The following is a 19,735-nucleotide window of genomic DNA, read 5'->3' on the forward strand; positions in this document are numbered from 1 at the left end:
ACATCCACACCCAAACCAACCGCAGCCAACAACACCAACACCGACGAACCACCCACCCAAGCCTGGGGTCGGCAGGACGCCGGGTAAGGCGCGGGACTGTCGCCAGCCTCGGTGCCATGACCGGCGAAGAGTTCCGGCAAGCGGCCATCGAACGCGACCGAAGCAGCCAACAGCCCCTCCACCAAAGACGCAGCGGCGTCCGGGAAGCCGGCCCTGACCAGGCCGTGTATGGCGATGGCGGTGTCGTGCGGCCAGATCGAGCCGGTGTGGTAGCCGTAGGGGTTGAAGCCCACCGAGTCGCTGCTCAGTGTGCGCAGACCGTGGCCTGCGTCGAGGTCGGGCCCTGTGAGCCGGGCGGCCAGCAGGGCGCTTTCCTCCTCGTTGAGCAGGCCCGTGCCGAGTAGGTGCCCGAAACTCGAGGTCACCGCGTCCGCTGGTCGGCCATCACCGTCCAGGGCGACCGCCGGGTAGGGGCCCTGCGCGTCCTCCACCCAGAAGTGCTTGCGGAAGCGGTCGGCCAGATGCTCGGCCCACTCCTCCCACTCATCGGCCCCGGGGCGGCCGAAGGCCCGGAGCAGTGAGGCTCCGCCCCGTGCCGCCTCGTAGGCGTACCCCTGGACTTCGCACAGTGCGATCGGTGCGGTGGCGAGGCGGCCGTCGCGGTAGCGGATGGAGTCGCTGGAGTCCTTCCAGCCCTGGTTGGACAGGCCGTGGCCGGTGTGGTCGACGTACTTGAGGAAGCCGTCGCCGCTCGCGTCTGCCTGGTCGCGCATCCAGGCGAGCGCCGACTCGGCGTGCGGTAGCAGCTGTTCGACCTCCTGAGGGGGCAGGCCCCAGCGCCAGGCGTCGTGGAGGAGGATGATCCACAGGGGGGTGGCGTCCACGGTGCCGTAGTACAGGGGCGGGAGGGAGAGCTGGTCGGCGATCTGGAGGGTGCCTCGGCGTACTTCGTGCAGGATCTTGCCGGGCTGTTCCTCCGTGGTCGGGTCGGTGACGGCGCCCTGGCGGCGGGCGAGCGTGCGCAGGGTGCCGGCGGCCAGGTCGGTGCCGAGCGGGAGGAGCATGCGGGCGGCCCACAGGGAGTCCCGGCCGAAGAGGGTCAGGAACCAGGGGGCGCCGGCGGCCAGGAACTGGTCCGGGCGGTCCGGGTGAGGTGACATCGGGTCCGTCAGTCTCAGGCGGTCCAGGTCGGCGAGTGACTGCTCCAGCCACCGGTCGAGGCCGCGTTCCGCACTGCGCAGCACCGGTCTGCGCCAGGGGAGTTGGTCCTCGGGCGGGGCCGGGAACTGGTCGCCGTCCGCGTGGGCCGCGGTGCAGCTCAATGTCACGCTCCATGAGGCACCGGGGTGGAGGTCAATGTCGTACGACAGCTGCCCCGTCGGCACCTCGAGCGTGTCCGGGGCGGGCTCGCTGAGCAGGCTGACGGTGAAGTCGTCGTCGTTCCAGGACAGACCGTTGCCGCCGGTGTCCGCGGCCTGCGGCGTCACCGCCTCGAATATCTGCCCGGACTTGACCTGCTCCATGGTGGCCAGGTCCGTGGCGGCGCTCACCGTCAGTTGGAGGGTGACGTGCTTGATACCTGCGTTGGTGACCTCGAAGGTCTCTTCCAGCCGGCCGGCCGCCGTGCGGCGACGCCGGTGCAGGGCGACCGCCGGGTCCGGGGTGGTCTCGCCGAGGCCGCGCAGGATCGCCCGGAAGTCTGCGCGATCCGCTCCTCGCAATCCGCCCTGGACCGGGGCCAGAGCGATGCCCTCAGCCGCGACGGTCAGCCAGGACAGCGCTCTGCGGTCGCCGTGGTAGAAGCCGTCCGCACCCTCGCTGAGCTGCCCGTCTGCATGCGAGATCACGAGGCTCGGCGCATGCAGCGTGATGACCGCGTCATGCAGGAACGGCTGTAGGCCCGCGGCCGTGGACGGGGGTGCCGTGACCGGGTCGTTGGTGTCCTGGGTCTTGACATTGGTGTCCAAGGAAGTAGAACCTCTCAGCGTTTGAACGTTCCAAAGACATTAAGTCACTCTTCAGAGCGCTGACAACGACTTTGGAACGCTAAAACCAAGTCCGCACCTCCTCTGCACGTCGGAGAGCCGCATGCCCCGCTCCAGCAAACGCCCATCGGCCCAGGGCGGCCCGGTGACCCTCGCAAGGGTCGCCGCCCGGGCCGGGGTCTCACCGCAGACCGTGTCGAACGCGATCAACTCGCCGGACATGCTGCGGCCCGAGACCCTGGAGCGGGTCCGCCGCGCGATTGACGAGATGGGCTACCGCCCCAGCCGCGCCGCGCAGACGCTGCGCACCCGTTCCAGCAAGCTGATCGGCTACGGCATCCAGCCCGCGCCGTCCAGCAATCCCGTCCTGGACCGGTTCCTGCACGCCCTGTCGCAGGCTGCCGACGAGGCCGGTTACCGGATCCTGCTCTTCGCCTGCCCGCCCGGCGGCCCGGCCCTGGACGGATACGAGGAACTGCTCGACCAGCACGAGGTCGACGGCTTCGTCCTGAGCGGCACCGACCGCGGCGACCCGCGCCAGGCATGGCTTGCCAAGCGGGGCGTGCCCTTCGTCGGCTTCGGTCGGATGTGGTCGGGGCGGCAGATCGGTGACTGGGTCGACGTCGACGGCGCCTGCGGTACGGACGCCGCGGTCGAGCACCTGGTGGCCCAGGGGCACCGCAAGATCGCCTTCCTGGGCTGGGAGCGCGGTACCTCCGGCGCCGGTGACGACCGCGCCGAGGGCTGGCAGCGGGCCATGCGTCGGCACGGGCTGCCGACCCGCGGGCGGCGCGGGCAGAGCGTGAACGACATCGACGCGGCCCGCGCCGCCGTGAAGCCTCTCCTGGACGGGGGCGCGACCGCGGTGATCGCGGCCAGCGACATGCTGGCGCTCGGCTGCTACCAGACGCTGCGCGAACGCGGCGCCCTGCCCGGAGGGGACGTCGCCGTGGTCGGCTTCGACGATTCGCCGACCGCCGAGATCCTCTCGCCCGCCCTGACCTCCGTCGCCCAGCCGCTGGAAGACGTCGGCCGGGAGTGCGTACGGCTGCTGCTGGCCCGGATCGCCGCCCCCGACGCACCGCCCGAGCGCCTCCTGCTGGAGCCGTCCCTGGTCGTCCGCGACAGCACCACCTCAACGTCCACCGCCGGCGAGTAAGCGCCACCAGCCCGCCGGCCCTCACCCGAAACGCCCGTCTCCTCCACCCCACACCCCGGGCCCACGCCCCTGTGCACGCCCGGGTGGAGCCGCCTGTACCACCCCGATCCCCTCGGAGGAATCCATGGTCAACCGTACGGCCGCAGCGGCACTCGTAACCTGCGCGGCACTCCTTGCCGTCACCGGCTGCTCGTCGAGCTTCGACAGTGACAAGAAGACGGCGCAGGACTCCAGCGGCAAGCAGCACCTCTCCGTGCTGATTGCCTCCTCGGGCGATGCCGAGGCCAAGGCCGTCAAGGAGGCGGCGGCCGCCTGGGCCAAGCAGTCCGGCCACACCGTCACCGTGGACGTGGCCAAGGACATCAACCAGCAGCTCGCCCAGTCCTTCACCGGGCACAAGCCGCCGGACGCCTTCTACGTCGACTCCGCCCAGTTCGCCAACTACGCCAAGGGCGGCTCCCTGTACCCCTACGGCGACCAGATCACGGACGCGAAGGACTTCTCCGCCCAGCTGCGCGCCTCCTTCACCCATGACGGGAAGCTGGTGTGCCTGCCCAAGGACACCTCCACCCTCGCCCTGGCGATCAACACCCGTCTGTGGAAGAAGGCCGGTCTGACCGCCAAGGACTACCCGACCACCTGGGCACAGCTGAAGAAGGTCGCCGCCAAGCTGACCTCGGGAGGCGTCACCGGGCTGGTCACCAACGGCGAGTACGCGCGCGTCGGCGTCTTCATGAAGCAAGCCGGCGGCTGGATCACCAACGCGGACCAGACGAAGATGGCCGCCGCCAGCAAGCAGAACACCGAGGCGCTCGGCTACGTGCAGTCGCTGCTGAAGTCCGGCTCGATGAAGTACGCCAGCCAGGTCGACACCAACTGGGGCGGCGAGGCCCTCGGCAAGGGCAAGGCCGCCATGACCATCGAGGGCAACTGGCTCACCGGCGGTATGGAAGCCGACTTCCCGGATGTGAAGTACAAGGTGGTCCCGCTGCCCGCCGGTCCGGCCGGCAAGGGCACGCTCGCCTTCAGCCAGTGCTGGGGCGTGGCCCAGGAAAGCTCCCACCGGGCGGCGGCCGTGGACCTCGTGAAGTATCTGACCTCCAGCGCACAGCAGTTGAAGAACGCCGCCGCCTTCGGCGTGATGCCCTCCCGTACCAGCGCCCAGGCCCAGTACGCGAAGCAGAACCCTTCCGCCAAGGCGTGGGCCGACGCCAGCGCCTACGCACAGGGCCCCGTGACCGTCGCCGGCTTCGACAAGGTCCTCACCCAGTTCAACACCGACCTCGCCGGGCTGGCCACCGCCGACCCGAAGAAGATCCTCGCCGACCTGAAGCGCAACGGCGAACAGGCCCTCACGAAGGGCCACTGAGCCACCATGCCTCCCCGTGACACCACCCTTACGGCAGCAGGCGGCAGCTCCCAGACGGCCGACTTGCCGGGCGCCCCTGACCCGCCCGGCAAGGCCGGCCCGGCCGCGGCGCCCCCCACCAAGCCCGCCCCGCGTGTGGGGCGCCGCGGCGAAGGCGCCTGGGGCTGGCTGTTCGTCAGCCCCATGGTGCTCATCCTCGGCCTGTTCCTGGTCCTGCCGATCCTGATGGCGCTGTGGGTGAGCCTGCTGCACTGGGACGGGCAGTCCAACCCGTTCAGCGGCCAGGCGAAGTTCGTCGGACTCGACAACTACCGGGCCCTGCTCACCCAGGACGGCCTCGACCGCACCCTCTTCGCCACCTCGCTGCGCAACACCGCCTACTACGTGCTGCTGACCGTGCCGCTGCAGACCGTCCTCGCGCTCGGGCTGGCGCTCCTCGTCAACCAGCGGATCGTGCGCGGCCGTGGCGCCCTGCGCACCGTGTTCTTCTTCCCCTCGGTCACCAGCTCGATCGCGGTCTCCACGATCTTCCTGTTCCTGTTCCAGGGCAGCGGCGCCGTCAACACCGTACTGTCCTGGATCGGGGTGAAGGGCCCGAGCTGGTTCAACGACCCCCGCGGAGTCCTCTCCCTCCTGCTCGGCGGACTCGGCATCATCGACACCGCCCCTCACTCGGGCGCCCTGGCCGACCACTCCTTCATGGGACTGCCCTGGTTCGAGTGGCTGTCCGGACCGTCCGTCGCGATGTGCACGATCATCCTGCTCGCCGTGTGGACGACCTCCGGCACCTTCATGCTGATCTTCCTCGCGGCCCTCCAGGACATCCCGCGCGAACTGGAGGAAGCAGCCGCCCTCGAAGGCGTGAGCCGCTTCCAGATGCTGCGCTACGTGACCCTGCCCGCGCTGAGGCCCGTCCTCTTCCTCGTCCTCACCCTCGGCCTGATCAGCACCTGGCAAGTCTTCGACCAGGTCTACGTCATGAGCCAGGGCGCCCCCGGAAACACCACCCTCACCCCTGCCTACCTCTCCTACTCAACCGCCTTCGACGACGCCAACTACGGACAGGGCGCCGCCATCGCTTTCATCCTGCTCGCCCTGATCCTGGCCATGACCGCCCTGCAACGCTTCCTGCTGCGAGAGCGCACCACCCGTCCCCGGAGGAACCGATGAACGCCAAGGCCACGGCCTCCCGGGAGCCGGGAGGCCCCGTCCTCGGCCGCTTCCCCCTCCCCCTCCGGATCCTCGGATACACGACCATCGCCGCGCTCGGACTGCTCTACCTCATGCCGTTCGTCATCCAGGTCGTCACCGGATTCAAAACCGACCCGGATGCCGCCGGCCACCCCCTCGGGCTGCTCCCCACCACCCCCACAACCGCCGCCTACCAGCGCCTGTTCGGCCTCAGCCAGGCCGGCGACGGCGTGCCCTTCCTGCGCTGGCTGGGCAACTCGGCGTTCATCGCCGTCGTGGTCACGGCCGGGCGGGTGCTGTTCGACTCGATGGCGGGCTACGCCCTGGCCCGCCTCCGCTTCCCCGGCCGCACCCTGCTCTTCGCCTTCATCCTCGCCGTCCTCGCGGTGCCCGGCGTGGCCCTGCTCATCCCACGCTTCCTGGTGCTCAACACCTTCGGCCTCTTCGACACCTACACCGGCATGATCCTGCCGCTGATGGTCGACGCAGCGGGCATCTTCATCATGAAACAGTTCTTCGAATCCATCCCCCGCGAAGTCGAAGAAGCCGCCCGCGTCGACGGCGCCGGCATCTTCCGCACCTTCTGGTCGGTCGTCCTGCCCATGGCCCGCCCCGCCCTGCTCACCCTCACCATCCTCTCGTTCCAAGGCTCATGGAACGAATTCACCCACTTCCTCGTAGCCACCCAGTCCAGCCAGTACGAAACCCTCACCACCGGCCTCGCACGACTCGTCTCCGGCAGCCTGGGCGGCGGCACCCAATACCCCCTCAAACTCGCCGCCGCCCTCCTGGCAACCCTCCCCGTCGCAGCCCTGTTCTTCTCCTTCCAGCGCTACTTCGTCCAAGGCGCCAACGCAGGCGCCGTCAAGGAATAGCCCAGCCCCGCAACCACCCGATGACTGCTGCCCCGACCCCCGACCCGAGCCGCCACGCGATCGCCGACACCGTGGCGTCGCCGAGGCCCAGCAGGCTGACCGCCCACTCCACCTCCCGGCTGTTGAACTTGGCCCACGGCGGCGCGAAGGCATGCTCCTCAATCCGGTGGCGGAGTTGCGGTGGTGTGCTCGGGCGTGAAAGGGCTACCTGGCGGACCGTTCGAGCCGCCCTGGTCGGCCTCGAACCCCGCCACGCAAACCTCTGCCTCGGCGGCCGACCGCCATCGATCCCGTCCAGAACCTCATCGACTCCATGATCGAAGCAGGCCACGGGCCCGGCGCGATCTGGGTCCAGCTCATGGAGGAACACGAGACCTCGATCTCGTACGCCCTCATCAGACGCTGCGTCCAAGACCGCGCACAACCCAAGCACGTCGACTCGGCCAACACTTCCTCGATCGAGGTGTCGCAGGAACAAGGGACTTGGTGGACTGACGACATGACGCCCCTCTCGAAGCGAGTCCTCCGAGCGCTCGACCAGTTCAATGCCGCCTACCCTTGGGACCACAACGCCCACTACCACCGGTGGCTCATGCGGCAACTTCCCCAACGCTTCGACAGTGCGCTGGACGTCGGCTCCGGCAGCGGCGCACTGGTCCGGCGCTTGGCCACACGCGCCAACGAGGTCCAGGGAATCGACTCCGACCCGGTGATCACAGCCCAGGCGCAGAGGCTGACTTCTCCGTCAACCCCAGCGACCTTCACGGTCGCAGATGCGCTGACCGGGATCCCCGCCAGTTCCTACGACGTCATCACCTGCGTCGCCACCATCCACCATCTGCCCTTCACCGAAGCTCTCACTGTCTTCCGCAAGCACTTGGCCCCCGGAGGAACCCTGGTGGTCGTCGGCCTGTCCCGGGCGCAGACTGCCGGAGACTATCTGCTCGGCGCGGCCGCCAGCCCGCTGAATGCAGCCACAGGCTGGCTCAAGAACAAAGGCCGCAGGGTACCCCGGCCGGTCTCGATGACCGCCCTGACCCGACCAGCGGACATGAGCTTTTCCGACATCGTCAGTCAGTCCCATGACGTGCTGCCCGGCGCACGACTGCGTCGTCGACTGTTCTGGCGCTACACGCTCGTATGGCATCGCCATTGAGCGGACACCAAGATCACCCTGCCGAACGGACCGAGTCGGGTGTCTCACTCAATCCAGTCTGCGCAGCTCAACAGGCATGTCGTCGACCAACTTCATTGAGCTCTTTCCACTCTCACGCTGACGCGAGTGAAGGCCGTCCTCTGTCTTCACCTCACATCAGTGTGAGGGAATTACGGGGCGTCGCAGTGCAGTCTTGGAAGCAGCAGAGTTCTCGAGGTTCCGAGGAAATCCGTTGGGCTGCCCGGCTTGCCCCAGTCATGATCTACTCATGGATGCCTATCTGGAGACCGAGCGCCTGGTCCTGCGGCACTTCACCGCCGATGACGCCGACCTGCTGATCGAGCTGGACAGCGACCCGGCGGTGATGCGCTACCTGACCGGCGGCCAGCCGACCGCGCCGCAGGTCGTCCGAGAGGAATACCTGCCGCGCATCCTTGCCGGCTACGAGCGGTGGGACGGCGCACTCGGGCTCTTCGCCGCGCACGAAAGGGACGGCGGTGCATTTATCGGCTGGTTCCACTGCCGTCCACAACCAGAGGGCCCGCTGGACGAAGTCGAACTCGGCTACCGACTGCGACAGGCAGCATGGGGCAAGGGCTATGCGACCGAGGGCTCGCGAGGCTTGCTGGCGAAGGCATTCACTGAGCTCGGTGTGCGCATGGTCTGGGCCGAGACGATGTCCGTGAACCACGGTTCGCGCAACATCATGGAAAAGCTCAAGATGACGCTCACGGACAACATCCCCATCCCCTCCGACATGGAGATGATCGAGGGCTCCGAGCACGGGGGCGTACGGTACGAGATCACCCAGGAGCAGTGGAAGCAGAAGTAGCCCTGGTTTGCGCGGCATCGAGTCACCAGGCGGTATCCGGGACCGCTCCTACGGATCAGGTCGTCTCCGTCCGCTGCCGGCGTACGGCGGGCAGGGCGATGTCATCCCCTGTGTCCCTGCCGGAGTGAGCCCTTCTCACACGGACGTGAGGTGAAGGGTGAGGACGGCCTTCACGATGCCCGTGATCCGGTTGGTGCTGCAGCGGAGCTTGCGCAGGAGTCGCCAGCTCTTGAGGGTGGCCATGGCCTGTTCGCCGACGCACCGGATCTTGGCGTGGGTGGTGTTGTGGCGGCGCTGCCACCGCTTGAGCTCGCATCCCTTGAACGGGACGCGGACAAGGCGGCCGGCGCCTTGGTATGCCTTGTCGGCCCAGCATTTGAGACCGGCCTCGGTGAGGGCGTCGATGATGCCGTGCTCGCGTGCCGCGGTCAGATCGTGTGTGGCGCCGGGCAGTGCGGGCGAGGCCCACAGCAGCCGTCCGAGCGGGTCTGCCAAGACCTGGACGTTCATGCCGTGGTGCCGTTTCTTGCCCGAGAAGTAGGGCCGGTCGGCGGCGATCCGGTCGATCGCCAGCACGGTGCCGTCCAGGATCACGTACGCCTTCGTGCGGGCCGTCGCTATCGCCTCGTCGAGCATGGGGGCCTGCGCTGCCAGGACCTCGATCGCTTCGCGGATGTAGCGGTAGACGGTCGCGATCCCGATGCCGAACCCGGCCGCAAGCTGTGCGTAGGGATCACCGCACCGCAGGTGGGCGAGGGTGAGCAGGGCCTGGCGTCCTGCAGTCAACCGCCGCCACCGGGTGCCGATCTCCCGGCGACGGGCTGCGAGTTCGCGGCTCAGGTGGCGCAGCCGCGCGGTGGACAGATCGATCGCCGACGGGTACACAAGCACACGAAGCTCCTGACAGGGCGCGGTGGATCCTGGTCGTGACACCTCCTACCCGGCGCTTCATCGCGTTGCCGAGCTGCCCAGCTAACGGACACCGAAGTCAGGTAGGAATCAGCTCATTGAGAGCAGACAGAGGAGACAACGGACAAGCGGTTGCTGAGACTCACCTGCAAAGCCGCTCATTGGGATTCCGCGGCCGTGGCTTTCGGTGTGCCCTTCCCTCCCTTTAGGCACGCTGCGTCTCACCGCAGGAAGAAGTACCGCTTTGCCGATTCTCATGAGGTCGCGGTTGCGTGGTAGCGATGGTCGCCCCGGCGGCGGCTACTCGGTTGGGGGGCAGGCTGCCTTCCGGTAGTCGGTGGGCGGGAGGCCGTAGGCGGTTCGGAAGGCGCGGGTGAAGTCGGCTGCGCGGGGGAATCCGCAGTGGGTGGCGATGGCGTGGATGGGGGCGGTGCGCCAGGTGGGGTCGGCGAGTTCGCGGCGGGCGCGTTCGAGGCGCTGCCGGCGGATGAAGGCCGAGACGGTGGTCTCTTCGTGTCGGAAGAGGCGGTGGAGATAGCTGGTGGAGATGTGGTGCGCGGCTGCGATGATCGGGGGCCGCAGGTCCGGGTCGGCCAGGTGTCGGTGAATGAAGGCTTGGATGCGCAGGGTCAGAGCGCGCCGGTGGGTTTCGGGGGGCACCTGGTCGTCGGCTTCCAGGTGGTGGGCGAGGGTGGCGGTGAGCAGGTCCAGGGCCACCGTGCTCAGCCGGGCGGCGTCTGCGGCCTGGTAGCGCGTGGTGTTGGTGGTCAGGCCGGTGAGGAACTGTGCGAGTAGTCCGCCGATCCCTTCCCCACCGGGTAAGGGGCGGGCGAGGAGGCCGTCAACACGGTTGGGGGGAAGCGGCAGCAGCCCCTTGGGTATCGAGAATCCCACTGATTGCAGCGGACCGGCGACGGTCTCCCAGGGGCGTGAGGTGTCGACGACGTACATCTGCTGTGTGCCGTGTACCGCTTCGTGGCCGGCGTGCCGGATTCCCAGGGTTCCGCGCAGGAGGAGTGCGAGGGTGTAGCACTCCGGGTCGGACTGCCGTATCAACTTGGGTGTCCGCAGTCCCGTGACCGGCTGGACCTTCGTCGGTACGATCGACAGCGACCCCAGCTGGAGACGGCGCAGCTCACCGTCGAAGTCACCGGAGTGTTCGCTGCTGGTGTCCATCGGGCAGATCGTCGTGGCCAGGTGTTCGCGCCAGACATCGAACCGGTCGGCCGTCGGCACGTCACTGCTGCGGAAGACCGTCTCCAGCGTCATCGTGTTCCCCCATGGGTGAGGCTGCGTTCTTTGGTCATGCCGTGACTCCGCGTCGGTGCCCCGGTGACGGCCCATCACGGAGCGCTTCTCGCCATGCGGTTCCGGCTGTTGTTCACCCAGGAGGTTGGCACGGCCGCGCCCGCTGTTGACGACGGCTCGCCCCTCCGCTCGCGGGATGACCGGAACTCGGCCCCTCCGTGGCCCGTTCCCCGGACCCGGCATCACCACGGCTCATGCCCCGCAGGAAGCCCGATCGTTGTTCGACCGCGCAGAGTGCATCGGCCCACAGACGTCTCGCTTCGCGACACACGCCGACTCCCGCCTTCGGCTCGCCGGCTCCGCCGGTACCGCTCCGGTAGGACGTGCCACTCCCCCGGGTGACTCACGTCCCGCCGACCACCTGGCACCGAGCCGTCTTGGCCGGACTGCGGAGAGGGGGACGGCAGACCATCAGGCCCGGCCTCGGGTCGGTGATCCCTGCTTGCTGCGTAGATGCCTTGTCAGGGAGGTGTGGTCTGTGTGCTAAGGGCTGTGGTCTCTCTGCTAACGACGTGTCCTTGAGGGCTTGGGAGTCTGTTCCGGTCGACACCGCACGTAGATCGCGCGCGCCAGTAGATCACGCCAACGCACAAGAACCAGTTGGAGGAGAGACATGATGCGTATTCGTCTTATAGCCGCTGCGGGCGCCGCCGCCACTGCGCTCTCGCTCGGCGTCGCGTTGCCGGCCTTTGCCGGCGACGCTCAGCCGTCGGCCGGGCGGTGCCACGCGGTGGCTTCCCACCGCACCGCTGACCTCGGGGCGCTCATGGCCAAGAAGAAGGTCAAGGTCTACCAGGACGCCAAGTACAAGAACAGGAACACGACCTTCACTGAGGACATGTGGGATCTGAAGAAGGACGGCTGGAACGACACGATCAGCTCCGCCAAGAACCAGGGCAAGCGCACGGTCACCTTCTACTCGGAAAAGAAGTTCCATGGCGCCCACTTCTCCCTGGCGCCGGGCGACCGGGAGGCGCACTTCGGCGACCGCGGCATGTCCGACACCACGAGCTCCATCAGGTTCCGCTGACAGCAAGCCCTGATCTTTGCTGACAGCGAGTCGCTGACGGGCAGGGTGCGGCGCGGCGCCCAGGGCCGTACCCCGCCCAGCCTGACGCACACCGCGCAACGCACTCCGAGAGGCAACCATGTCGCTCTCCCGGGCACGGGCCGCCACCGCACTCGCGCTGCTCCTGGCCACCAGCGCCGTTGCCTGCACAGCGGTGGAAGACAAGCCCGCACCCGCCCGTCACACCACCGCGCAGCCACCGTACGCAAACCGGCAGACCGGGCAGCTGAGGCTGCCGCTGGACGCCTATGCATCGACGGATGCCGAGACCCACCTCGTGGAGGACGCCCAGGACATCCTCATGCGCCGGTGCATGAACGAGCTGGGCATGGAGTGGAAGACCCTGCCCCGGGTGGCCGCCCAGGACATCGAGCCGCCGAACCTCGGCCGTTACGGAACCGGCGAGGCGGAAGCCCTCCGCTACGGGTACCACCCGCCCCCCGACGCGCCGTCGGTGGTACGGCGGAACCGTGCCTGGGACGAGCGCGAGGCGCTCCCCGCCGAGGTACAGCGCGCGGCCTACGGCCCCTCCGGCAAGGGCGGCTGCCTCAAGGCCGCCCAGCACCAACTCGTCGGCGACACCGCCCCACCCGACTACCACGTCTTCAACCAGCTGACCGGCACCGCCCTGAGAACCTCCCGGCAGGCCCCCGACGTACGCGACGCCCTGCGCAGATGGCACACCTGCATGGCCAAGGCGGGCTTCGACTACCCCGACCCCATGGCCGCCGCCGTCAGCGAGCGCTGGAAGACGCCCGAACCCACACCGGCCGAGCGCGTCACCGCCCGTGCCGACGCGGCCTGCCAGCGGTCCAGCAAGGTGATGACGGTATGGGCAGCCGCCGAGACCCGCATCCAACACCACCTGATCCAGCAGAACACCGACCGCCTGCGCGAAGCGAAGGCCCGCAAGGACCGCTGGCTGGCAGCTGCCCGCCGCGTCCTGACCCGCGAGGGTCGCACCCCTCACCCGCCTCATGTGTCCGACCACTAGCCGTCCAAAGGGGTTCATCATGCGTATCGGTCGCATGGCCGCTGCGGGCGCCGCCGCCGCACTCACCCTCGGCGCCGCGCTGCCGGCAACCGCCGATGGATCCCCGGCAGCCGCCGGCCCGCTCAAGGCCGACAGGGCAAAAGTCGAGGTCTTCAAGCACCCCAAGTTCAGGGGCAAGCACACGGCCTTTACCCGCAGCGTGCCGAATCTGGCGGCCCGCGGCTGGGACCGCATCGGCTCCGCCAAGAACGTCGGCAAGCGCACCGTCACCTTCTACCAGCACGCCGGCTACCACGGCGTCCGCTTCTCCCTGGCACCGGGCGAGTCGGAGCCCCACTTCGGCGATGTCGGCATGGGCGACAAGACGGGCTCCCTCCACTTTCGCTGACAGCGGGTAACGTCCACAGATCCGCGGCCGGCACGTCCCGTAGCGGGGTGGGTCGGAGGTGTTCTTGTCACCGGTGGCGAGCGCCACTCCCCCACGGGTCGACCCAGCGCACCAACGAACGGCCGCGACCCATGCTCTGAGCAGCTGCTCGTATGCGTCCTGCTCGTCGGCCACACGGCCCGCCGGTGCGGGCGGCCATGAACTCGCGTATCGCGCGGTGAGCCTCGGCGGGGATGGCGTCGGGGCCGCAGGGGGTCGCCATGCCGGGGACCGTACGGGCAGCCACTGACAAACGCACATGAAATCGGCCCCAGGCGTGCAGCGCGAGGGGCATTGGCCACGCTCCGGGCCCTGCCACGGCGTACCGTTCTGAGTGCTGAGGTCAGAATGGAGGCCCATTATGGCGTACTTCACCGACACCCACGGGGGCGACAGCAACGGCCAACGTCTGGCGCGGCTCCGTATGAGGCGCCGTTGGACGCAGCAGCGCCTCGCTACGGAGACCGGCTACAGCCTCTCTGCCATCAAGGCGTTTGAGCAGGGGCGCCGCGCCCTGGACAGGCCCGCGACCATCCTGCCGCTGTGCCGGGCGCTCGACTGTCACCCCACGGAGATCACCGGTGGCCCTGTCATCCCGCCCCAGGCAGACCTTGAGGGACAAGCCGCCATGGCCGCGGTGGCACCGGTGCGACGGGCATTGCTCCGTCACGGTCGGCCGACTCGCCCCAGCGACGAAGAGGTAGCGAGCGTCGACGTGGACGAGCTGCGGGTGCGCAGCACCGCGGCGAACTCCGATCGGCATGCTGCACGGCTGGCTCAGGCTGGTGGGACGCTGCCGGCGCTTCTGCGGGATCTTCAGGTGGCGGCCGAGGTAACGGAGGGGCCCGAGCGCCGGGACGTCTATTCGCTGCTGGCTACGGCCTACGAGTGCGCCATGCAGTACCTGTACAAGCTCGGCCACGTCTCGGACGCCACGCTGGCGACCGAGCGTGTGCTGTGGTCTGCGGAGGCCACGGGCGACCCCTTGCGGGTGCTGGCGGCGCGTTGGTACGACGCCGGGGAGTTCCTGAACATCGGAGAGCACGACGAAGCCGGCGCGATCATCGACGAGGCTTTGGCTCAACTGACTCAACGTTCGGCGGCGTCGGCCGAAGCAGTCTCTCTGCGCGGCGCGTTCGAGCTGAAGGCGGCGCTGAACCATGCCCGTGCGTCGGAGAAGGCGGCGGCGGAGCGTCATTGGCAGCGTGCTGTGCAGGCTGCTGATGTGCTCGGCGAGGACCGGGACGATTGGCACCTGCAGTTCGGGCCCACCAATGTGGCGATCTGGGGTGTCAGTCTGCCGGTGGAGTTGGGGCAGGGGCGGGTTGCGGTGGACCGCGCGAAGGACGTCAAGCTGCCGGAGTCGTACAGCCGTGAGCGCCGTTCACACCACTTCATCGACGTGGGGCGGGCCCACTTCTACAACGGGCAGAGGGACCTGGCGCTGGATGCGTTTCTGCGGGCTGAGCGGCTGGCGCCCCAGGCTACGAGGATGCACGCCGGCGTACGGGAAACGGTGGGCACCATGATTCGTACTCAGAAGCGCGGCCAGTTGGCTGAGTTGGGTATCCGTCTCGGGGTCGTGTGACCTCTGGGGCTACAACCTGTAGTCCTTGTGTCACTCAGCAGTCCCTAGCGTCAGTGATGCAGGTCATCTCAGACGCCAGGGGTTCGTTGTGCAACCAGTCTCGCAGGACAGCCCATCAGTACCGCCTGGTGCGGCGCAGCAGGTCGACGCGGAGACCATCAAGCGGACGATCCGGCGGGCGCTGGTTCTCGGTTCCGGCCCGGTGGACCTCGACGCAATGGCCGTCCTGGACGGGGAGTTGCGCGACCACATCGGCCTCCTGCTGCCCCTGTCGCGGGAGTCAGTTGGTCGACTGTGGGCCGGCAGCATCGAGGCGCACCGGCTGACAGCCCGGCTCGATGGCATCGAGCGGCAGACCCGGCAGGGCCTCGGCCCTGGGCCACTGTCGGCTCAGGTCCAGGTGCACCAGCTCGCCCGGGACTGCCAGTGGCTGCTGGCCCGGCACGCCGCGGAGGGCCGCCGGTGACTGACGAGATGGCCCCGCTGGTGTTCGTCTACGACCGGTGCGCCAGCCGCACCCGCCGCGAACTCGACCTCCGACTGATCGGCTGCCACAACTACGCGGACGGCATGGGCTGGGTCCTGGCCGGCGGTGGCCCGTGGCTCGACCGCGGCGCCGATGCGCTGACCCCGCACCGGCCGCAACTGGCCGCGATGCTCAACCTGATGCAGACAGAGGCCGCGCGCCGCGAAGTGCTGTGCCTGATCCACAACTGGGGCCGACTGGCGACCGACCCCACTCACCGCCTGGTGCTCCAGCAGCGCATCGTTGAGGCCGGCGGGTGGACGATCACCACGTTCGGCGAGTCGGACCGTCGCAGCCGTGAGGCGCTGGTGGTGAGGGGGTCGTGACGCGCAAGCGGCTGAATCCCGTTCGCGTCGCCACGTACCTGACCTGCCTGGCTTCGCTCACCTTGCTTCTGGCCGTCGGCATCGCTAGGAGCGACCATGACTGACACCCCGTCTCCTCCTGGTGGCGGCATCTGGTGCGTGGTCTGTCCTCACACCGTGCAGCCCGACGAGATGACGCGGGTGGTTGTCCCGCCCGCCGCCCGCTGGCAGCAGGCAGCAGGCCTTCCGGCGACCGCGCACCAGGCGTGCGCCGAGCGGTACGGCCTCCAACCGCCCGGACCGAACACCGAAGCGGGAAGGCCGGCCGCACAGCCAGAGAAGTACTGACACCCACGGGTGTAATCCGACTGGAGGTAGCTGTGAGACTCCCGCGCACTCGATACCCTCCGCCGCATGGGGACCTTCGCCGAAGAAGCGCGGTCTCGGCTGGCCACCATGCTGCGGATGGCAGGGGATAGCGCGCCGGACCGAGACAGAGTGATCTCATACGTGGACGCCACCCCGGAGCCGCCACCACTCGGCCCGGACGGCATCCAGACCAGCGGATGCCCGCACTGCCAGGCGACGATGTGGGGCCAGCGCGACCGGGACGGACGACCGATCTCCGTGTGCGCCCGCTGCGGGCACGTCGAGGAGTGATCCATATGCAATGTCCCGAGTGCCGGGCAGAGATGACCCCTCCAGGTGTGTACGACGACCGGCACTGGTGCCGTTGCGGCCGCGTCGCGTACGAGGGCGAGACGGCCGAGGACATCGAGATCCGCGAGCGCGGCCGACGGGAGACGTTGGACCTGCTCGACTACGCGATAGCTCTGAGCGGCGGAAGCCGTGCGCCCTCATTGCGAGAGGAGCCCGACATGGGCCAGCAAATCCAGACCCGCGGATGCGGGAAATGCGGCGGAACGCAGTACAAGACCTACGAGGTGGATGAGAACGGGCAAGTTACCGGCGAGAGCAACTGGATCTGCCAGAGTTGCGGGCGCATGGGCTGATCGCTCCATACCCCGCACTGAACACACGGGGCGAAGCCAGACCTGCCAGTCCACCGGGCAGCCAGCTACGAATCCCGGACGAGCGCCGACAGGGGCACGCCGAACGCGTCGGCAAGGAGCAGCAATCGCGCTACGTGGGTACGGGACGGCGCAGCGCTCGGCGTCGGCGAGCCAGGCGACGCTCACTCACCGGGATCAGGTCCAGGCAGATGTCCGCCGTCTAGCTGACTTCGCCGCGGAAGCTGGCGAGGGCGGCGGCCAGGTGCTGCAGCGCGTCCGGCTGCATAGACCGAGCGCAGCCAGCGGTCGGCTGTCCGGCAGCGCCAGGACCAGCTCGGCGCGCTCGGTGTACATCGGCCGGGCCGGATCTGCCGTGGCGGGCTTGGTGATGTCGACCAGGGTCATCGGCGGGCCTCCTGGGCCAGCGCGAAGTGCACCGAGTGGACCGGAGGTGCGGCCGGAGGGGTACGGGCGTCGACTTCGGCGTAGGGCGGGCATGCGCGCTGCGGGTAACGGCCCGTCGGCACCCAACCTCGGCACCACACCAGCAGCCACGCGGACCATGCCTGGTTCCGGCACAACCACATGCTTGTAAACCGGCGGGTGTATGCCATGGCTGACGAGTACGACGGGTAGGACGCAGTGCCCTGCCGCAGGCTGCTTAATCGGAGGCAGATTCATCGGAGGCAGAGGCAAGTACTCGTTCGGTGGAGCGCGCCGGGATATCACCGCTGACTTGCACCCCTAAGACAACGCACATAGACCGGTCACTTGCTGCCCCTGTCTGCGCACATCGGGTTCCTACGTTGGCTCACGCCGCCCGAGCACGAACAAGGCGTCAACACCCGTAACACCGCCCAGGACATGGACGTCATCCGGGCCGCCCTCGGCGAGAAGAAGATCAACTACGTCGGCTACTCCTACGGCACCTACCTCGGCGCCGTCTACGGCAGCATGTTCGGGCCCCACCGGGACCGCAGCGTCCTCGACTCCTCCCTCCCCCTGGAAGGCACCGGACAGTCGTACATGATCTCCAAGTCGCAGGCGGAGCGCCGCAACGTCGAGGAGTGGGCCGAGTGGGCGGCCCGACGCAACCGCGCACTCGGGCTGGGTACGTCGCGCGAAAAGGTGCTGAAAACGGTCGAGACGGTCTCGGCACGGCTGGCTCGTAAGCCCGTGGGGAGCTGGAGTCAAAGCACCTTCGACTTGCGGATGGGCGACGCCCGTCTGCTGTCGCAGTGGGCCCGACTGGCCGAGCGCGTTGCCGCGTTGCGCGACGGCAAAGAACCGGATCCCGATCAGAGCACCGGCCGCAAGGCACCCGCGCCCGACGGCGCGGGGCCCGACGAACGCCCTCAGGAAGAGTCCAAGGAACGCAAACTCGTCGACCGGGCCACGGACACCATCCTCGCCGAGGGCAAGTGGCCCAGCGACCTGGAGACCTACCGCAAGGACGTCCGCGAGAACCGCGACCACTACCCCTACGGCTTCGGCATGATGGGCTACCTCCCCCAGCCCTCCACCTTCCGGTCGTTCACCCCGCCGGAGAAGCTGACCCGTATCAAGCGCGACGGCTACCCTCGCGGGCTGGTCGTCCTGGCCAAGCGCGACATCCAGACGCCGTACGAAGGCGAAGCGGCCATGGCTGAGCGGCTCGACGACGTGCTGATCTCCGTCGACGACGGAAACCACGAGCAGTACCTGACCCGCCGAACCGCCTGCGTGGACCCGAAGGTCACCGACTACCTCATGAACGGAAACCCGCCCGCCGGTCCGGTGTCCTGCTCGGGCCCCGAACGCAGGCCGGACATCCCGGCCGACGGCTCCCGTAGAGTCTCCCGAGTTTGAGGCTTGGGTGGTGCAGCAGCTCGACGCGCTTGCCACTGCTCCCCGGACGAGACCAACGAGAACCGCTGACCACACAGGATCGCCGCAGCATCCCCCGGAAGAACAAGGAACTCCACTGACGAGAGCCGATCGCGGCATCTGTGGGGCGGGCAAAAGCGCCCGCCCCACAGGGCACACCCAAACGGAATACCCCGCCGGGGTATGTAGTTCTGGGCTGCGTGGAGGCCCGGCAGCGGGTCACACTGGACGGGAATGGGGATGACGGTCATGGAGCCCAGCACGCACCACACCGGTACCGCACACGACCACGCCACACATCAGCATCACCTCGGGCAGCACGGCCCGCACGCGTCGGGGGCCTCGTGGTCCACGGCGGCGAAGGCAACGCTGCACTGCCTGACTGGCTGTGCCATCGGCGAGATCCTCGGCATGGTCATCGGCACCGCCCTGATGTGGGGCAACGTCGAGACCATGGTCCTGGCGATCGCGCTCGCCTTCGTGTTCGGCTACTCGTTCACGCTGTTCGCGGTCCGCCGGGCGGGCCTGGACATCAAAACCGCGATCAAGGTCGCGCTCGCCGCCGACACCGTGTCCATCGCCGTGATGGAGCTGATCGACAACGGCATCATCGCCCTGGTCCCCGGCGCGATGGACGCCCACCTGTCCGACGGGCTGTTCTGGTCGGCGCTCCTGGGCGGCTTCGGCGTCGCCTTCCTGATCACCACCCCGGTGAACAAGTGGATGATCGGCCGCGGCAAGGGTCACGCCGTCGTCCACGCCTACCACTGACCCAGCCATACCGGGACCGCGCCCGGGACGTCCCGTACGGCGGGGAGGTCCGGGGCGCGACTGCGTTCCCGGGACTCGATGGCCGTCAATGACCCCGACGGGTCGAACCCCTCCTGGTCGCAGCCCTCGCGCCGGACTCGGCGTACCGTACTCCTGCCAGGAAGGCCTCTGCGGCACCTGCCTGCGCCAAAGGTCATCCGCGGCCCCATCCACCGTGATCCCAGCGACCTCGAACCGACCGACGCAGAAGCAGGCCTCGCCCTGGCCTGCCGCACCCGATCCGCCGGGCCGGGCGTCACGCTGGACTTCGACCAGGGCTAGGCGCGCCCCACCCCTGGGTGAGCGTCAGCCCGAGGCCGCACAGCGGTTCACCGGTCCGCGGTAGGCGCTGG

At 68.6% G+C, this 19,735-nt stretch carries 22 protein-coding genes; 18 read left to right on the forward strand and 4 right to left on the reverse strand.

The features are described 5' to 3' along the window. A partial coding sequence (locus ACZ55A_RS19980) for an amylo-alpha-1,6-glucosidase (protein ID WP_468841597.1) occupies positions 1 to 1,967 on the reverse strand: 1,967 nt, incomplete at its 3' end. 121 nt (positions 1,968 to 2,088) lie between these two features. Here ACZ55A_RS19980 and ACZ55A_RS19985 point away from each other — a divergent pair. The 6 genes from ACZ55A_RS19985 (at position 2,089) to ACZ55A_RS20010 (ending at position 8,567) form a co-directional block, all read left to right on the forward strand. Further along, on the forward strand, positions 2,089 to 3,144 hold the full coding sequence (locus ACZ55A_RS19985) for a LacI family DNA-binding transcriptional regulator (RefSeq protein WP_468841599.1): 1,056 nt from the start codon (positions 2,089 to 2,091) through the stop codon (positions 3,142 to 3,144). Between the two features lie 124 nt (positions 3,145 to 3,268). Continuing rightward, positions 3,269 to 4,513 carry a sugar ABC transporter substrate-binding protein gene (locus tag ACZ55A_RS19990; protein ID WP_468841601.1) on the forward strand — a complete coding sequence of 415 codons (1,245 nt, stop codon included), beginning with the start codon at positions 3,269 to 3,271 and terminating at the stop codon, positions 4,511 to 4,513. Between the two features lie 6 nt (positions 4,514 to 4,519). Beyond that, positions 4,520 to 5,683: a carbohydrate ABC transporter permease gene (locus ACZ55A_RS19995; protein WP_468841603.1), complete on the forward strand. Its 1,164-nt coding sequence runs from the start codon at positions 4,520 to 4,522 to the stop codon at positions 5,681 to 5,683. Beyond that, a complete protein-coding gene (locus tag ACZ55A_RS20000; protein ID WP_468841605.1) occupies positions 5,680 to 6,579 on the forward strand; it encodes a carbohydrate ABC transporter permease in 900 nt (299 codons plus the stop codon). The genes ACZ55A_RS19995 and ACZ55A_RS20000 overlap by 4 nt, the downstream gene beginning before the upstream one ends. Before the next feature lie 499 nt (positions 6,580 to 7,078). Further along, the gene (locus ACZ55A_RS20005) at positions 7,079 to 7,735 is read left to right on the forward strand and encodes a class I SAM-dependent methyltransferase (RefSeq protein WP_468842060.1); all 657 of its coding nucleotides are present in this window, start codon (positions 7,079 to 7,081) and stop codon (positions 7,733 to 7,735) included. Between the two features lie 268 nt (positions 7,736 to 8,003). Then, the gene (locus ACZ55A_RS20010; protein ID WP_468841607.1) at positions 8,004 to 8,567 is read left to right on the forward strand and encodes a GNAT family N-acetyltransferase; all 564 of its coding nucleotides are present in this window, start codon (positions 8,004 to 8,006) and stop codon (positions 8,565 to 8,567) included. Between the two features lie 135 nt (positions 8,568 to 8,702). On the opposite strand, the gene ACZ55A_RS20015 is transcribed toward ACZ55A_RS20010, so the two are convergent. Further along, positions 8,703 to 9,458, reverse strand: coding sequence for a transposase family protein (locus ACZ55A_RS20015; protein ID WP_468841609.1), 756 nt, complete (start codon positions 9,456 to 9,458; stop codon positions 8,703 to 8,705). A gap of 318 nt (positions 9,459 to 9,776) precedes the next feature. After that, positions 9,777 to 10,745 carry an AraC family transcriptional regulator gene (locus ACZ55A_RS20020; RefSeq protein WP_468841611.1) on the reverse strand — a complete coding sequence of 323 codons (969 nt, stop codon included), beginning with the start codon at positions 10,743 to 10,745 and terminating at the stop codon, positions 9,777 to 9,779. Between the two features lie 652 nt (positions 10,746 to 11,397). Between ACZ55A_RS20020 and ACZ55A_RS20025 the strand changes: the two genes are divergently transcribed. The 9 genes from ACZ55A_RS20025 (at position 11,398) to ACZ55A_RS20065 (ending at position 16,706) form a co-directional block, all read left to right on the forward strand. Further along, positions 11,398 to 11,814, forward strand: coding sequence for a peptidase inhibitor family I36 protein (locus ACZ55A_RS20025; RefSeq protein ID WP_468841613.1), 417 nt, complete (start codon positions 11,398 to 11,400; stop codon positions 11,812 to 11,814). Positions 11,815 to 11,932: 118 nt separating this feature from the next. Continuing rightward, positions 11,933 to 12,847, forward strand: coding sequence for a hypothetical protein (locus ACZ55A_RS20030; protein WP_468841615.1), 915 nt, complete (start codon positions 11,933 to 11,935; stop codon positions 12,845 to 12,847). Between the two features lie 19 nt (positions 12,848 to 12,866). Beyond that, entirely contained in the window at positions 12,867 to 13,235 is a 369-nt protein-coding gene (locus ACZ55A_RS20035) for a beta/gamma crystallin-related protein (protein WP_468841617.1), read from the forward strand. Between the two features lie 400 nt (positions 13,236 to 13,635). Beyond that, entirely contained in the window at positions 13,636 to 14,862 is a 1,227-nt protein-coding gene (locus ACZ55A_RS20040; RefSeq protein WP_468841619.1) for a helix-turn-helix domain-containing protein, read from the forward strand. 88 nt (positions 14,863 to 14,950) lie between these two features. Next, on the forward strand, positions 14,951 to 15,328 hold the full coding sequence (locus ACZ55A_RS20045; RefSeq protein ID WP_468841621.1) for a DUF6415 family natural product biosynthesis protein: 378 nt from the start codon (positions 14,951 to 14,953) through the stop codon (positions 15,326 to 15,328). After that, the gene (locus ACZ55A_RS20050) at positions 15,325 to 15,714 is read left to right on the forward strand and encodes a recombinase family protein (RefSeq protein WP_468841623.1); all 390 of its coding nucleotides are present in this window, start codon (positions 15,325 to 15,327) and stop codon (positions 15,712 to 15,714) included. The genes ACZ55A_RS20045 and ACZ55A_RS20050 overlap by 4 nt, the downstream gene beginning before the upstream one ends. A gap of 96 nt (positions 15,715 to 15,810) precedes the next feature. Continuing rightward, the gene (locus ACZ55A_RS20055; RefSeq protein WP_468841625.1) at positions 15,811 to 16,041 is read left to right on the forward strand and encodes a hypothetical protein; all 231 of its coding nucleotides are present in this window, start codon (positions 15,811 to 15,813) and stop codon (positions 16,039 to 16,041) included. A 150-nt stretch (positions 16,042 to 16,191) separates the two neighbouring features. Next, positions 16,192 to 16,353, forward strand: coding sequence for a hypothetical protein (locus ACZ55A_RS20060; protein WP_468841626.1), 162 nt, complete (start codon positions 16,192 to 16,194; stop codon positions 16,351 to 16,353). A 47-nt stretch (positions 16,354 to 16,400) separates the two neighbouring features. After that, on the forward strand, positions 16,401 to 16,706 hold the full coding sequence (locus tag ACZ55A_RS20065) for a hypothetical protein (RefSeq protein ID WP_468841628.1): 306 nt from the start codon (positions 16,401 to 16,403) through the stop codon (positions 16,704 to 16,706). A 195-nt stretch (positions 16,707 to 16,901) separates the two neighbouring features. Here the strand turns inward: ACZ55A_RS20065 and ACZ55A_RS20070 are convergent, their stop codons facing one another. Then, positions 16,902 to 17,111 carry a hypothetical protein gene (locus ACZ55A_RS20070; protein ID WP_468841630.1) on the reverse strand — a complete coding sequence of 70 codons (210 nt, stop codon included), beginning with the start codon at positions 17,109 to 17,111 and terminating at the stop codon, positions 16,902 to 16,904. A 366-nt stretch (positions 17,112 to 17,477) separates the two neighbouring features. On the opposite strand from ACZ55A_RS20070, the gene ACZ55A_RS20075 reads away from it, so the two are divergent. The 3 genes from ACZ55A_RS20075 to ACZ55A_RS20085 all read left to right on the forward strand — a co-directional run bounded on the left by ACZ55A_RS20075 (position 17,478) and on the right by ACZ55A_RS20085 (position 19,728). Then, positions 17,478 to 18,554 (forward strand): alpha/beta fold hydrolase, encoded by a 1,077-nt coding sequence (locus ACZ55A_RS20075; RefSeq protein ID WP_468841632.1) that lies wholly within the window; start codon positions 17,478 to 17,480, stop codon positions 18,552 to 18,554. Between the two features lie 267 nt (positions 18,555 to 18,821). After that, a complete protein-coding gene (locus ACZ55A_RS20080) occupies positions 18,822 to 19,343 on the forward strand; it encodes a DUF4396 domain-containing protein (protein ID WP_468841634.1) in 522 nt (173 codons plus the stop codon). 88 nt (positions 19,344 to 19,431) lie between these two features. Further along, complete coding sequence (locus ACZ55A_RS20085; protein ID WP_468841636.1) at positions 19,432 to 19,728, forward strand: 2Fe-2S iron-sulfur cluster-binding protein; 297 nt, start codon at positions 19,432 to 19,434, stop codon at positions 19,726 to 19,728. Positions 19,729 to 19,735: the final 7 nt, after the last annotated feature.

The organism is Streptomyces sp. NPDC034111 (assembly GCF_055575375.1).